The organism is Streptomyces sp. ICC4, assembly GCF_003287915.1.
Lineage (GTDB): Bacteria > Actinomycetota > Actinomycetes > Streptomycetales > Streptomycetaceae > Streptomyces > Streptomyces tritrimontium.
In genome coordinates this window covers 1,144,712-1,158,144 of the sequence record NZ_CP030286.1, presented here as the reverse complement: position 1 = coordinate 1,158,144, position 13,433 = coordinate 1,144,712, and the positions used below count along the sequence as shown (strand labels likewise).

The window sequence follows — 13,433 nt, the reverse complement described above, 5'->3', positions numbered from 1 at the left end:
CGGAAGCGAGCCGACCGCCATGGGCACCCCCGCCGAGCTGATCTCCCCCCGATCCACGCGGGTGGCCGCCGCCAGGCGACTGGCGCGGCGCAACTTCCGCACCAAGGAGCGCCGCTTCCTCGCCGAGGGCCCGCAGGCCGTGCGCGAGGCCGTGGAGCACCGCGGCGCCGGCGGCGAACCGACCCTGATCGAGCTCTTCGCGAGCGTCGACGCGGCCGAGCGCTACGCCGACATCGTCGACGCCGCCTACACCGCCGGCGTCCGTGTCCACTACGCCTCCGACGAGGTGCTCGCCGAGGTCTCGCAGACGGTCACCCCGCAGGGCCTGGTCGGCGTCTGCCACTTCCTCGACTCCCCCTTCGAGGAGATCCTGGCGGCCCGGCCCAAGCTCGTCGCCGTCCTCGCGCACGTCCGCGACCCCGGCAACGCCGGTACGGTGCTGCGCTGCGCGGACGCCGCCGGAGCCGACGCCGTGGTGCTGACCGACGCCTCGGTGGACCTCTACAACCCCAAGTCGGTACGGGCCTCCGTGGGCTCCCTCTTCCACCTCCCGGTGGCCGTCGGCGTGCCCGTCGAGCAGGCCGTCGAGGGGCTGCGCGCGGCCGGCGTGCGGATCCTGGCCGCCGACGGGGCCGGCGAGGACGACCTCGACGCCGAGCTGGACGCGGGCACCATGGGCACCCCCTCGGCCTGGATCTTCGGCAACGAGGCCTGGGGCCTGCCCGAGGAGACGAGGGCGCTCGCCGACGCCGTGGTCCGGGTCCCGATCCACGGAAAGGCCGAGAGCCTGAACCTCGCGACGGCCGCCGCCGTGTGCCTCTACGCCTCCGCGCGTGCACAGCGGGCGCCCGGAGGGTGCCGCTCCGTGACCCCCAGCTAGTAATGTGGCCGCCCGGGGGCCCACTGCGCTACTCGGAGATGTGGGGTACGGGGACATGACCGTCGGTACGAACAGCTCGCCGGCAGCCGCCGAGGCGGCCGGCGCACCCATCCCGGCGACCGCGCCCCAGCGGGCCGGGACCGGCAAGGTGCCCGCGCAGCCCGCGTCCGCCCGGGCCGCCGCCGTCCAGGCCGCAACCGCCACCACCGCTGCCATCCACGCCCGGCCCGCGCACGTGAGCCCCGTAGGACCCGGGACCCCGGCCGATCCGCACACGGAGTTCGCCGGCCTCGGGATCGACCCCGACGACCTGCCCGACGGGCTCGTGATCGCCGACGCCACCGGCCGGGTCATCTGCTTCAACTCCGCCGCCGCCCGGATCACCGCCCGCGTGGCGTGCGAGGCGCTCGGCGAGGGGATCGAGCGCGCGCTGCCGCTGGAGGACCTCGAGGGGCGCCGCTGGTGGGCGCTGACCGACCCCTACGGCGGCCTCGCCACCCGGCGCGGACAGCCCGAGCGCAACCTCCTGCTCCCCGGCGGCCGCGAGGTGCTCGTCTCCGCCCGCTACGTGCGCACCCACCCCACCGGCCCGCTGCGCCGCCTCGTGGTCACCCTGCGGGGCACCGAGGCCCGCCGGCGCACCGAACGCAGCCACGCCGAGCTGATCGCCACCGTCGCGCACGAGCTGCGCTCCCCGCTGACCTCCGTCAAGGGGTTCACGGCGACCCTGCTCGCCAAGTGGGAGCGGTTCACCGACGACCAGAAGCGCCTGATGCTGGAGACCGTCGACGCCGACGCCAACCGCGTCACCCGGCTCATCACTGAGCTCCTGGACATCTCGCGCATCGACTCGGGCCGCCTCGAGGTGCGCCGCCAGCCGGTCGACATGGCCACCGCCGTGGGCCGCCACGTGCAGGCGCTGACCGCGAACGGGCAGGCCCCCGAGCGCTTCCTCGTCAGCGTGAGCCGGCCGCTGCCCGATCTGTGGGCGGACCCGGACAAAATTGACCAGATCCTCGGCAACCTGCTCGAAAATGCGGTGCGGCACGGCGAGGGAACGGTCACCATCGACGTAACGCCGACCAGCTTCGCGAACGCAGCGGGGAAGACCGAGAAGGGAACCGCCGTCACCGTGACCGACGAGGGCCCCGGAATCCCCGAAGAGTCGATGGGCCGCGTCTTCACCCGCTTCTGGCGGGGCAGCAAGCGCGGCGGCACCGGCCTCGGCCTGTACATCGTCAAGGGAATCGTGGAAGCCCACGGCGGCACCATCGCGGTCGGCCGCGGCCCCGGAGGCGGCGCCGAGTTCCGATTTATCCTGCCCGTCGCAGCCCCGGCGTACCTCACGCAGTAGTCCTGCGGAGCGTCTCGCCAGGCGGCCACGGGCTCCTTCACCCCCGGCGACCTTTAGACTCGACCTTTGGCACCCTTGTGTCCTTGTGCCGAGCGCGTCCTGCGCGTCGCGCGGGGGACCCACCAGCCAGCCATCGGAAGTACGGGAAGAGATGTCGGCACCGAACAAGTCGTACGACCCTGTTGAGGTCGAGGCACTGAAACCGGATGAGATCGAGCGCATGCGGGACGAGGCGCTCGCCGCCTTCGCCGCCGCCGGCGACCTCGACGAACTTCGCGAGGCGAAGACCGCGCACATGGGCGACCGCTCGCCCCTGGCGCTCGCCAACCGCGAGATCGGCGCGCTGCCCCCCCAGGCCAAGGCCACGGCGGGCAAGCTCGTGGGTCAGGCCCGCGGCGCCGTGAACAAGGCCTTCGGGGCCCGCACGGTCGCCCTCGAAGCCGAGCGCGACGAGCGCGTGCTGGTCGAGGAGGCGGTGGACGTCACGCTGCTCCACGACCGCGTGCCCGCCGGCGCCCGGCACCCCCTGACCACGCTGATGGACCGCATCGCGGACATCTTCGTGGCCATGGGGTACGAGGTCGCGGAGGGCCCCGAGGTCGAGGCGGAGTGGTTCAACTTCGACGCCCTCAACTTCACGCCCGACCACCCGGCGCGCCAGATGCAGGACACCTTCTTCGTCCGGGGGCCGGCAGGCACCGAGGGCGACGAGTCCGGCGTCGTGCTGCGCACCCACACCTCACCGGTGCAGGCGCGCTCACTGCTGGAGCGCAAGCCCCCCGTCTACATCGTGTGCCCGGGGCGGGTCTACCGCACCGACGAGCTCGACGCGACGCACACCCCGGTCTTCCACCAGGTCGAGCTGCTCGCCGTGGACGAGGGCCTGACCATGGCGGACCTCAAGGGCACCATGGACCACATGGTCCAGGAGCTGTTCGGCGAGGGCACCACCACGCGCCTGCGCCCGCACTTCTTCCCCTTCACCGAGCCGTCCGCCGAGATGGACATGCAGTGCTACGTGTGCCGCGGCGAGTCGGTGGGCAACCCCGACCGCCCGTGCCGCACCTGCTCCAGCGAGGGCTGGATCGAGCTCGGCGGCTGCGGCATGGTCAACCCCAAGGTGCTGACCGCCTGCGGCGTGGACCCGGAGAAGTACAGCGGGTTCGCCTTCGGCTTCGGCATCGAGCGGATGCTGATGTTCCGCCACAACGTAGAAGACATGCGAGACATGGTCGAGGGTGACGTCCGTTTCACCCGGCCGTTCGGGATGGAGATCTGATGCGGGTCCCGCTTTCTTGGCTGCGGGAGTACGTCGACCTCCCCGCCGGTGAAACCGGTCGCGACGTCGCGGCCAAGCTCGTCGACGCCGGCCTCGAGGTCGAGACCGTCGAGCAGCTCGGCGGCGGCCTCAAGGGCCCGCTCGTCGTCGGCCAGGTGCGAACCATCGAGGAGCTCGAAGGCTTCCGCAAGCCGATCCGCTTCTGCACCGTGGACGTCGGCGCCGCCAACGGCACCGGTGAGCCGCAGGAGATCGTCTGCGGCGCCCGGAACTTCTCCGTCGGCGACAAGGTCGTCGTGGTCCTGCCCGGCGCGGTGCTGCCCGGCGACTTCGCGATCGCCGCGCGCGAGACGTACGGCCGCACCTCGCACGGCATGATCTGCTCCGGCGACGAGCTGGGCATGGGCGACGACGGCACGCACGGCATCATCGTGCTGCCGCACGAGCACGAGGTCGGCACCGACGCGATCAAGCTCCTGGAGCTCGTCGACGAGGTCCTCGACATCGACATCACCCCGGACCGCGGCTACTGCATGTCCATGCGCGGTGTGGCCCGCGAGGCCGCCACCGCGTACGGCCTGCCGCTGCGCGACCCGGCGCTGCTCGACGTACCCGCGCCGAACTCGTACGGCTACGCCGTCAAGATCGACGACCCGCAGGGCTGCGACCGCTTCACCGCCCGCACGGTGACCGGCCTCGACCCCGAGGCGCGCTCCCCGATCTGGCTCACCCGGCGCCTGCAGAAGGCGGGCATGCGCCCGATCTCGCTCGCCGTCGACATCACCAACTACGTGATGCTCGAACTCGGCCAGCCGCTGCACGCCTACGACCGCTCGCGGATCGACGGCGCCATCGGCGTCCGCCGCGCCGAGCAGGGCGAGAAGCTCACCACCCTCGACGGGGTCAAGCGCACGCTCGACTCCGAGGATCTGGTGATCACCGACAACAGCGGCCCGATCGGGCTCGCCGGTGTCATGGGCGGCGCCGACACCGAGATCGCCGACTCCGTCACGACGCCTTTCGATCCTTCCGGGGCGACCGGCGCGGTCACCGGCACCACCGACGTGGTCGTCGAGGCCGCGCACTTCGACTCCGTGTCGATCTCGCGCACCGCCCGCCGCCTGAAGCTGTCCTCCGAGGCGTCCAAGCGCTTCGAGCGCGGCGTCGACCCGCAGGCCGCGGCCGCGGCCGCGCAGCGGACCGTGGACCTGCTGGTGCTGCTCGCCGGCGGCACCGCCGAGGCCGGCGTCACCGAGCTCACCGCCCCCGGTGCCCCGCGCACCATCGCGATGAGTGCGGACCACCCCGACAAGGTCGCGGGCATGGACTACGGCCGCGAGACCGTCGTACGCCGCCTCCAGGAGGTCGGCTGCGACGTCTACGGCCAGGACGAGCTCGTCGTCACCGTCCCCTCGTGGCGGCCCGACCTCGCCGAGCCCAACGATCTCGCCGAAGAGGTCATCCGGCTGGAGGGCTACGGAAACCTTCCCTCCACCCTCCCGCAGGTGCCGTCCGGCCGCGGTCTGACCGCCCGGCAGCAGCTGCACCGCCGGGTCGGCCGCGCGCTGGCCGGTGCGGGCTACGTCGAGGCGCTCAGCTACCCGTTCCTGGGCGAGGGCGTCTTCGACCAGCTCCAGCTGCCCGCGCACGACGCCTCCCGCCAGGTCGTCAAGCTGGTCAACCCGATCTCCGACGAGGAGCCGGCGCTGCGCACCACGCTGCTGCCGGGTCTGCTCGGCGCGCTGCGCCGCAACGACAGCCGGGGCAGCCACGACCTCGCGCTCTTCGAGACCGGCTCGGTGTTCCGGGCCGCCGCGCAGCCGGGTGTCGCCGTACGGCTGCCCGTCGACCGGCGTCCCACGAACGAGGAGATCGCCACCCTGAACGCGGCCCTGCCCGCACAGCCGCGCTACGCCGCGGTCGTGCTGGCCGGAGCCCGCGAGCAGGCCGGCTGGTGGGGCAAGGGCCGCCCGGCCGACTGGGCGGACGCGGTGCAGGCCGCGCGCTCGCTGGCCGTCGAGGCCGGTGCGGACCTCGTGGTGCGCCAGGGCCAGTACGGCCCCTGGCACCCGGGCCGCTGCGCCGAGCTGCTCGTCACCCTCGACGGGGTGGAGACGGTCATCGGCCACGCCGGTGAGCTGCACCCGCGCGTGGTCAAGGCGATGGGCCTGCCGGCCCGCACCAGCGCGATGGAGATCGACCTCGACCGCCTCGCGGCGGCCGGCGGCGAGGCGCTCCAGGCGCCCCGGATCTCCTCCTTCCCGGTGGCGACCCAGGACGTGGCGCTGATCGTCGACGCGTCGGTCCCGGCGTCTTCGGTGGAGGACGCGCTGCGCAAGGGCGCGGGCGAACTGCTGGAGTCGCTGAGGCTGTTCGACGTCTTCGAGGGCGAGCAGGTGGGCGAGGGCAAGAAGTCCCTGGCGTACGCGCTGCGCTTCCGTGCGGCGGACCGCACGCTGACGGCCGAGGAGTCGACGGCGGCCCGCGACGCGGCCGTCGCCCTGGCCGGAGAGCGCACCGGCGCGGTGCTGCGCGGAGCGTAACCCCGCGTTCCCCGGGCTCTGCCCGGACCCGCGCGTCAAGCGCCGGCGGGCTGGAAAATCCAGCTCCGCCGGCGCTTGACGCGTTTCGGGAAGGGGGACCACGCGGGCCGGGCCCGGTGGGTGGGCCCGGCGCGCGTTCGGTCCGGCTCGGCCGGGACCCGGCGACCAACCAGGCCCCGGCGGAGCCGAAGCGCGCCGCCCGCCTGCCGTGGAGTGTCGGGCAGACAACAGGACGGGCGGCGCGGTTGACGGGTCGTCGCACTGTACGAGGGGGAGCCGACGACCCTTGTCACCTCTTGGCGAGGCCCTTAAGTGAAGCGCTCGCGGGGCCCCCGGCGGCAGGGTGCGTATCGCATTTATGCGCGTACGGCGTTCACACCCCGTGTGAACCCCGCACCCACTAGCCTGAGTCCGACGAGCCCTTGGAGCGGCCCATGCAGCCCAATGCCCTGCTCGATGCCCTCCTCGCCGAGGCGGGCATGTCCCACGCAGGACTCGCCGCACACGTGAACCAGGCGGGCCGTACCCGCGGACTCGCCCTGCGCTACGAACACACCGCCGTGGCCCGGTGGTTGAAGGGCCAGCGCCCCCGCGGCCAGGTCCCGGACCTGATCTGCGAGGTGATCGGTGGCCGGCTGCGGCGCTCGCTGTCCCTCGACGACGCGGGCTTCGGGCTGCCGGGGCAGAGCACCGACCCGGGTCGTTGTGGCGGCACGGTCCCGCTCAGCGGCTTCGTCGACCGCGCCGCCGCCCTGTGGCGCTCCGACGACCACGGCCGCCAGTGCCTCGCCGCCGACGCCCTGACCGGCACGCCGGCCGTGATCCCGGTGTGGGAGTGGGAGAACCCGCCGGAGGACGCGGACGTCTCCCGCGACGGCCCGACCCGTGTCGGCCCCGAGCACATCGAGATCCTGCGGGCCGCCCGCGCGCACTACGAGCTGATGTACCGGCGGGCCGGCGGCGTGGCCACCCGCGACCGGATCGTGCGCTTCCTCGGCACCGAGACCGCCCCGATGCTGCGCGGGAGCTACTCCGACGGACTCGGCCGCAGCCTGTACCGGGCCGGCGGCTCCCTGGTGGCGGTGGCGGGGATCTGCGCGTACGACTCGGACGCGCACGGGCTGGCCCAGCGCTACTTCCACCAGGCCCTGCGCCTGGCCAAGGCGAGCGGGGACCGGGGGCTGGGGGCCTACGTGATCGCGCTGATCGTCAACCAGTGCCTGCACCTGCGGGAGTTCCGCCAGGCCGTGGCCTTCGCCGAGGCGGCCCTGCGCGCCGCGGGCCGCCACACGACCCCGGCGCTGGCCGCCGACCTGTACGCCATGCAGGCCAAGGCCTACGCCCAACTCGGCGACACCCGGGCCGCGTTGGCCTGCATCCGCAAGGCCGAGGCGGCCGCCGACCGGATCCGGCCCGGCACGGAGCCGGACGAGACGGGGTACGTACAGCCCGGGCTGGTGAACGTACAGGTGGCCGAGGCGCTGCTCGGTCTGGGGGACCTGCGGGCGGCCCACGAACAGGCCGCGGCCGCCGTCGGCACCCCCGCGCACGACCGGGGCCGGGTGCACCGCCTCGCGATGCTGTGCGAGATCCAGCTGCGCCAGGGCCAGGCCGACCAGGCGGTGGCGGCGGCGGCCGAAATGGCCGAGCGGGCCAGGGGGATGGAGTCGCTGCGGTTGCGCGACCGGCTCCGGACGGTCCGCGAACAACTGCTGACCAGCGGTTGTTCGGGCGCGGAGGAGACCGCGGAGCTCATCGACGGGGCGCTGCGCGTTCCCCTGTGACGGCTTGAACTGCTGCCATGTTTGCCACCTACTCGATCGGAAGGTGGCACAACCGTGCAGTGGACGAACTTGAGTGAGCAGACTGTGTACGCGAACCGTTGGTTCGACGTGAATCTCGCCGACGTGGAGCTCCCCGACGGCCGGCACCTGGACCACTTCGTGATCCGGCTGCGCCCGGTGGCCGTCGCCACGGCCGTCAACGGGGCCAATGAGGTGCTGCTGCTGTGGCGCCACCGCTTCATCACCGACAGCTGGGGCTGGGAGCTGCCCGCCGGGGTCGTCGAGGACGGCGAGTCGCTGGAGGCCGCCGCCGCCCGGGAGATGGAGGAGGAGTCGGGCTGGCGGCCCGGACCCCTGCACCATCTGATGACCGTCGAGCCGTCCAACGGGCTGACCGACGCCCGCCACCACCTCTACTGGGCGGACGGGGCCACCTACACCGGCCACCCCGAGGACGATTTCGAGTCCTCGCGCCGCGAGTGGGTACCGCTCAAGCTGGTGCCCGACATGATCGCGCGCGGCGAGGTCCCGGCCGCCAACATGGCGGCCGGGCTGCTGCTGTTGCACCACCTGCGGCTCGGCTGAGCCCGCGGGCGGTCAGGCGTACGGGTAGAAGCCCGAGCCGGTCTTGCGGCCGAGGCGGCCGGCGTCGACCATCCGCTGGAGCAGCGGGGGAGCCGCGTACAGGGGCTCCTTGAACTCCGCGTACATCGAGTCGGCCACCGAGGCCACCGTGTCCAGACCGATGAGGTCCGCGAGCTTCAGCGGGCCCATCGGGTGGGCGCAGCCCAGCTCCATGCCGTTGTCGATGTCCTCGCGGCTCGCGATGCCCGACTCGAACATCCGGATCGCGGACAGCAGGTACGGGATGAGGAGCGCGTTCACGACGAAGCCGGAACGGTCCTGGGCGCGGATCGCGTGCTTGCCCAGCGCGCCCCCGACCAGGGCCTCGGCCCGCTTGATCGTCTCGTCGCTGGTGGTCAGCGCCGGGATCAGCTCGACGAGCTGCTGCACCGGGGCCGGGTTGAAGAAGTGGATGCCGATGACCTGGTCGGGCCGCGAGGTGGCGACGGCCAGCTTGACCAGCGGGATCGAGGAGGTGTTGGAGGCGAGGATCGCGTCCGGGCGGGTGATCACCTGGTCGAGGACCTGGAAGATCTCCGTCTTGACCTGCTCGTTCTCGACGACGGCCTCGATGACCAGGTCGCGGTCGGCGAACTCGCCCAGGTCGGTGGTGAACGACAGGCGGGCCAGGGTCGCGTCCCGCTCCTCCTCGCTGATCTTGCCGCGTTCGGCGGCTCGCGTCAGCGAGGTGTGCAGGCGGGTCCGCCCGAGTTCGAGGGCCTCGCCGGTGGTCTCGGCGACCATCACCTCGAGACCGCTGCGGGCGAACACCTCCGCGATGCCCGCGCCCATCTGGCCACAGCCCACTACGCCGACGCGTGCGATGTCGTCTGGGAGGTCCGTCACATCGTGCCTTTCGCTGCTCTCCATCGCGGGTCCCCCGTACTCGTGCAGTGGTAACTGCGTTCCGGCGCCCGCCACGCCCCCCGACGTTACCCCCGTCCTTGCCCGGCGTGTCGGGCCGGGGCGGGCATGCTGGGCGGACACGCGGCAATGTCACGGAGCGGAACGGAGTCGTCGCATGGCGTACATCGGCAGGCGCGGAGTGCTGGCCGCGGCGGCGGGGGTGCTGGCCGCCGCGGCGACGGCGGCCCCCGCGAAGGCGGTCCGGCCGGGGCGGGAGCCCCGGGCGCCGAAGGCGGTCGCCGCGGACTTCCGCGGAATGTGGGTCGCCTCCGTGCAGAACGTGGACTGGCCCTCGGAGAGCGGGCTGTCCGCCGCCGAGCAGCGCGCCGAGCTGATCGGGCTCCTCGACACCGCCGTCGCCCGGCGCCTCAACGCGGTGATCCTCCAGGTCCGGCCCACCGCCGACGTGATGTGGCCCTCGGCGCGCGAGCCGTGGTCCCAGTGGCTCACCGGGGAGCAGGGCGTCGACCCCGGCTGGGACCCGCTCGGCACGGCCGTCGCCGAAGCGCACGCCCGGGGGCTGGAGCTGCACGCCTGGTTCAACCCGTACCGGGTGGCCAACCACACCGACCGGAGCCTGCTCGTCCCCGAGCACCCGGCCCGCCGGAACCGGGGCTGGACCGTCGCGTACGGCGGCAAGCTGTACTACAACCCCGGGCTGCCGGAGGTGCGGCGCTTCGTGCAGGAGGCCATGCTCGACGCCGTCGCCCGCTATCCCCTCGACGGGGTCCACTGGGACGACTACTTCTACCCGTACCCCGTCGAGGGCGAGGACTTCGACGACGACGACGCCTACGAGGAGTACGGCGGCTCCTTCGCGACCCGCGCGGACTGGCGCCGCCACAACACCGACACCCTGGTCCACGAGATGTCCGGGCGGCTGCGGGCGCTGCGCCCGGCGGTCCGCTTCGGCATCAGCCCCTTCGCGGTGTGGCGAAACTCCGACCGGGACCCGCTCGGTTCGCCGACGCAGGCGGGCGTCGCCACGTACGACGACCTGTACGCGGACACCCGCAAGTGGGTGCGCGAGGGCTGGATCGACTACATCGCGCCGCAGGCCTACTGGCAGCTGGGCCATCCGACCGCGGACTACGCCGACATCGTCCCCTGGTGGGCCCGGACCGTCGCGGGCACCGGCGTACGGCTCTACGTGGGGGAGGCGCTCTACCGTTGCGACGGGCAAAGCCCGACCGCCGCGTGGCGCGATCCCCGGGAGCTGTCGCGGCACGTGCGCTTCGCCCGCGGATACCCGGAGGTCCGCGGCCACGTCTACTTCTCGGCGAAGCAGGTGGCCGCGGACCCCAACGGGGCGATGGCCAGGGTGGTGGCCGACCACTACCCGGCCGCGGCTCCGCCGCGTTGAGCCGACGGGCCGCGCCGGTTCACTGCTCGTGTCCGTCCGGGTGCTTGACCACGCAGTCGGGCCCGGGGGACATGACGGCCTCGTGTCCGTCGTTGAAGCGGACCCGGTAGGGAGGGGTGCCGTTCTCTCCGAGCACCTGGGTGATCTCACCGACCTTGTCGTGCTGGCCCACGATCCTCCCGTGCTGAACCAGCTGGTCGCCCTCGGTCGCGCGCATAGCTGACCTCCTCGGTGGCGGTCCGATCCGGTGCTAGCAGTTTAGGTCGTTCCCTCACTGTTTGACCCGTTGGGTCACGGCGATGCAGACGAGGACCGCGCCGGCGGCGACGGGCGCGGCGGGGGACAGGTGCTCGCCGAGCAGCGCCACCGACCACACCAGGGTCAGCAGCGGCTGCGCGAGCTGGAGCTGGCTCGCGCGGGCCGCCCCGATCTCCGCCATGCCCCGGTACCAGACGTAGAGGCCGAGGAAGGTGGAGCCGACGGCCACCCAGACCAGCCCGGCCAGCCCGTGCGCGGTGAGGTGGACGGGCTCGTGCGCGAGCCCGATCGCGGAGCCGGCCAGGCCGATCGGCAGGCACAGCACCAGGGCCCAGCCGATCACCTGCCAGCCGGGCAGCACCCGGGCCAGGCGCCCGCCCTCGGTATACCCGGCCGCGCACACCAGCAGGGCGGCGAACAGCAGGGCGTCGCCGAAGGAGAGGGCGCCGCCGCTCTGGGCCAGGGTGAAGCCGAGGACGATGACGGCCCCGGCGACGGCCGCCGCCCAGAACCGGCGCGGCGGCCGGGCGCCGGTGCGCAGCGATGACACGACGGCGGTGGTCAGCGGCAGCAGGCCGACCACGACGGCGGCGTGGGAGGTGGTGGAGGTCCGCAGCGCCAGGGTGGTCAGCAGCGGGAAGCCGATGACGACACCGCCCGCGACGACGAGCAGGCCCGGCCAGTGCGCGCGGTCGGGGAGCGGTACGCGCCCGGCGAGCAAGCAGGTGCCCGCGGTCAGGCCCGCGAGGACGCAGCGCAGGGCGAAGAGCGACCAGGGGCCGAAGCTCTCCAGGCCCCAGGCGGTGGCGGGGAAGGTCAGCGAGAAGGCGACGACACCGGTGGAGGCGAGGGCGGTGCCCCCGCCGAACCGCCGCACGCGCGCGGCGCCTCGCGCCGGGCCCTGCTCCGTGTCCCGAACTGCTATCGCGGCGGGGAGGGTAGCGCTATTCTTTGCTGTCATGTACGAGCGTAGCAGTGTGGCGGAACTGGCGGAATCCCTGAGGTCCGAGCTCAACCGCTACCCGATGGGTGGAAAGCTGCCGTCCAGTCGGGCCTTGGTCGAACGCTTCCGCGTCAGCCCCGTCACCGTCTCCCGGGCCCTCGCCCAGCTGGCCGCCGAGGGGCTCGTACTCACCCGCCCCGGAGCGGGCGTCTTCCGCGCGCGGCCCCGTGCGCAGGCCCCCGAGCCGGGCGACACCTCCTGGCAGGCCGTCGCCCTCAGTGCGGAGGGGGCCGGCGACATCGTCCCGCGCTCCGTCGACGCCTCCGGGGTGCTGGTCACCCTCGCGGCCCCGCCGGCCGGGGTCATCGAACTCCACAGCGGCTACCTGCACCCCGTGCTCCAGCCGGAGCGGGCCATGGCCGCCGCCCTCGCCCGCGCCGGGCGGCGGCCCGGGGTGTGGGGGCGCCCGCCCGTGGAGGGGCTGCCGGAGCTGCGGGACTGGTTCGCCCGGGAGATCGGCGGAGCAGTCGGGGCCGCCGACGTCATGGTCACCGCCGGCGGCCAGAGCGCGCTCACCACCGCCCTGCGGGCGCTCGCCCCGCCCGGGGCGCCGATCCTCGTCGAATCCCCGACCTACCCCGGGCTGCTGGCCATCGCCCGCGCCTCCGGGTGCCGGCCCGTCCCCGTCCCGGTCGACGCGGACGGGGTCCGACCGGAGCTGCTGGCCGAGGCCTTCGAAGCCACCGGGGCGCGGGTGTTCGTATGCCAGCCGCTGTTCCAGAACCCGACCGGGTCGGTGCTGTCCGACGAGCGCCGCGCCGAGGTGCTGCGGATCGCGCGCGCCGCCGGGGCGTTCGTGGTGGAGGACGACTACGCGCGCGCCCTCGCCCACGAGGACGCCGGCCCGCTGCCCGCGACGCTCGCCTCCGAGGACCGCGACGGGGTGGTCGTGCACGTGCGGTCGCTGACCAAGGTCACCTCGCCCAGCCTGCGGGTGGGCGCGCTGGCCGCCCGCGGGCCGGTCCTGGACCGGCTGCGCGCCATCCAGGTCGTGGACAGCTTCTTCGTGCCGCGGCCGCTCCAGGAGGCGGCCCTCGAACTGGTCGGCGCACCCGCCTGGCCGCGCCACCTGAAGACCGTCGCCGCCGAGCTGCGCCACCGCCGCGACGTCCTCGCGGGGGCGCTGCGGCGGGAGCTGCCCTCACTGGAGGTGCCGCACCTTCCGCGCGGCGGATACCAGCTGTGGGCCCGGCCCGGCGGGGGCGGGGACGACGTGGCCTTCGTGGCGGCCGCCCTGCGCGCCGGGGTCGCCGTCGCGCCCGGGCGGCCGTACTTCTGCGCGGAACCGCCCGGTCCGTTCGTCCGGCTGAGCTTTGCCGGGGTCGGCGGCGCGGGCGAGCTGACCGAGGCCGTCCGGCGGCTGCGGGCCGCCTCGGGGGGCGCGGCCGACGGCGGGCTTCGTTCAGACGCTTGACCCCGTGCGACACGCGGATCACCAT

At 73.6% G+C, this 13,433-nt stretch carries 11 protein-coding genes; 8 read left to right on the top strand and 3 right to left on the bottom strand.

Annotated features, from left to right (window positions below; translation table 11 throughout):
- Positions 1 to 19: 19 nt before the first annotated feature.
- The 6 genes from DRB89_RS05320 to DRB89_RS05295 all read left to right on the top strand — a co-directional run bounded on the left by DRB89_RS05320 (position 20) and on the right by DRB89_RS05295 (position 8,425).
- Positions 20 to 880: an RNA methyltransferase gene (locus DRB89_RS05320; RefSeq protein ID WP_112446978.1), complete on the top strand. Its 861-nt coding sequence runs from the start codon at positions 20 to 22 to the stop codon at positions 878 to 880.
- A 55-nt stretch (positions 881 to 935) separates the two neighbouring features.
- Positions 936 to 2,234: an ATP-binding protein gene (locus tag DRB89_RS05315; RefSeq protein ID WP_112446976.1), complete on the top strand. Its 1,299-nt coding sequence runs from the start codon at positions 936 to 938 to the stop codon at positions 2,232 to 2,234.
- 151 nt (positions 2,235 to 2,385) lie between these two features.
- Positions 2,386 to 3,513 carry a phenylalanine--tRNA ligase subunit alpha gene (gene pheS, locus DRB89_RS05310; protein WP_112446974.1) on the top strand — a complete coding sequence of 376 codons (1,128 nt, stop codon included), beginning with the start codon at positions 2,386 to 2,388 and terminating at the stop codon, positions 3,511 to 3,513.
- The gene (gene pheT, locus DRB89_RS05305) at positions 3,513 to 6,056 is read left to right on the top strand and encodes a phenylalanine--tRNA ligase subunit beta (RefSeq protein WP_112446972.1); all 2,544 of its coding nucleotides are present in this window, start codon (positions 3,513 to 3,515) and stop codon (positions 6,054 to 6,056) included. Before pheS ends, pheT begins: the two co-directional genes overlap by 1 nt.
- Before the next feature lie 434 nt (positions 6,057 to 6,490).
- Positions 6,491 to 7,840: a transcriptional regulator gene (locus DRB89_RS05300; RefSeq protein ID WP_112446970.1), complete on the top strand. Its 1,350-nt coding sequence runs from the start codon at positions 6,491 to 6,493 to the stop codon at positions 7,838 to 7,840.
- Between the two features lie 54 nt (positions 7,841 to 7,894).
- Positions 7,895 to 8,425 (top strand): NUDIX domain-containing protein, encoded by a 531-nt coding sequence (locus DRB89_RS05295; RefSeq protein ID WP_112446968.1) that lies wholly within the window; start codon positions 7,895 to 7,897, stop codon positions 8,423 to 8,425.
- Positions 8,426 to 8,437: 12 nt separating this feature from the next.
- Here the strand turns inward: DRB89_RS05295 and DRB89_RS05290 are convergent, their stop codons facing one another.
- Positions 8,438 to 9,334 (bottom strand): 3-hydroxybutyryl-CoA dehydrogenase, encoded by an 897-nt coding sequence (locus DRB89_RS05290; protein ID WP_112446966.1) that lies wholly within the window; start codon positions 9,332 to 9,334, stop codon positions 8,438 to 8,440.
- A gap of 151 nt (positions 9,335 to 9,485) precedes the next feature.
- On the opposite strand from DRB89_RS05290, the gene DRB89_RS05285 reads away from it, so the two are divergent.
- The gene (locus DRB89_RS05285; RefSeq protein WP_112446963.1) at positions 9,486 to 10,733 is read left to right on the top strand and encodes a family 10 glycosylhydrolase; all 1,248 of its coding nucleotides are present in this window, start codon (positions 9,486 to 9,488) and stop codon (positions 10,731 to 10,733) included.
- A gap of 19 nt (positions 10,734 to 10,752) precedes the next feature.
- Here the strand turns inward: DRB89_RS05285 and DRB89_RS05280 are convergent, their stop codons facing one another.
- Positions 10,753 to 10,950 carry a DUF1918 domain-containing protein gene (locus DRB89_RS05280; RefSeq protein WP_112446961.1) on the bottom strand — a complete coding sequence of 66 codons (198 nt, stop codon included), beginning with the start codon at positions 10,948 to 10,950 and terminating at the stop codon, positions 10,753 to 10,755.
- A 54-nt stretch (positions 10,951 to 11,004) separates the two neighbouring features.
- Positions 11,005 to 11,952, bottom strand: coding sequence for a DMT family transporter (locus DRB89_RS05275; RefSeq protein ID WP_112446959.1), 948 nt, complete (start codon positions 11,950 to 11,952; stop codon positions 11,005 to 11,007).
- Between DRB89_RS05275 and DRB89_RS05270 the strand changes: the two genes are divergently transcribed.
- Entirely contained in the window at positions 11,951 to 13,408 is a 1,458-nt protein-coding gene (locus tag DRB89_RS05270; RefSeq protein WP_112446957.1) for a PLP-dependent aminotransferase family protein, read from the top strand. The two genes, DRB89_RS05275 and DRB89_RS05270, sit on opposite strands and share 2 nt — an antisense overlap.
- Positions 13,409 to 13,433 lie beyond the last annotated feature (25 nt).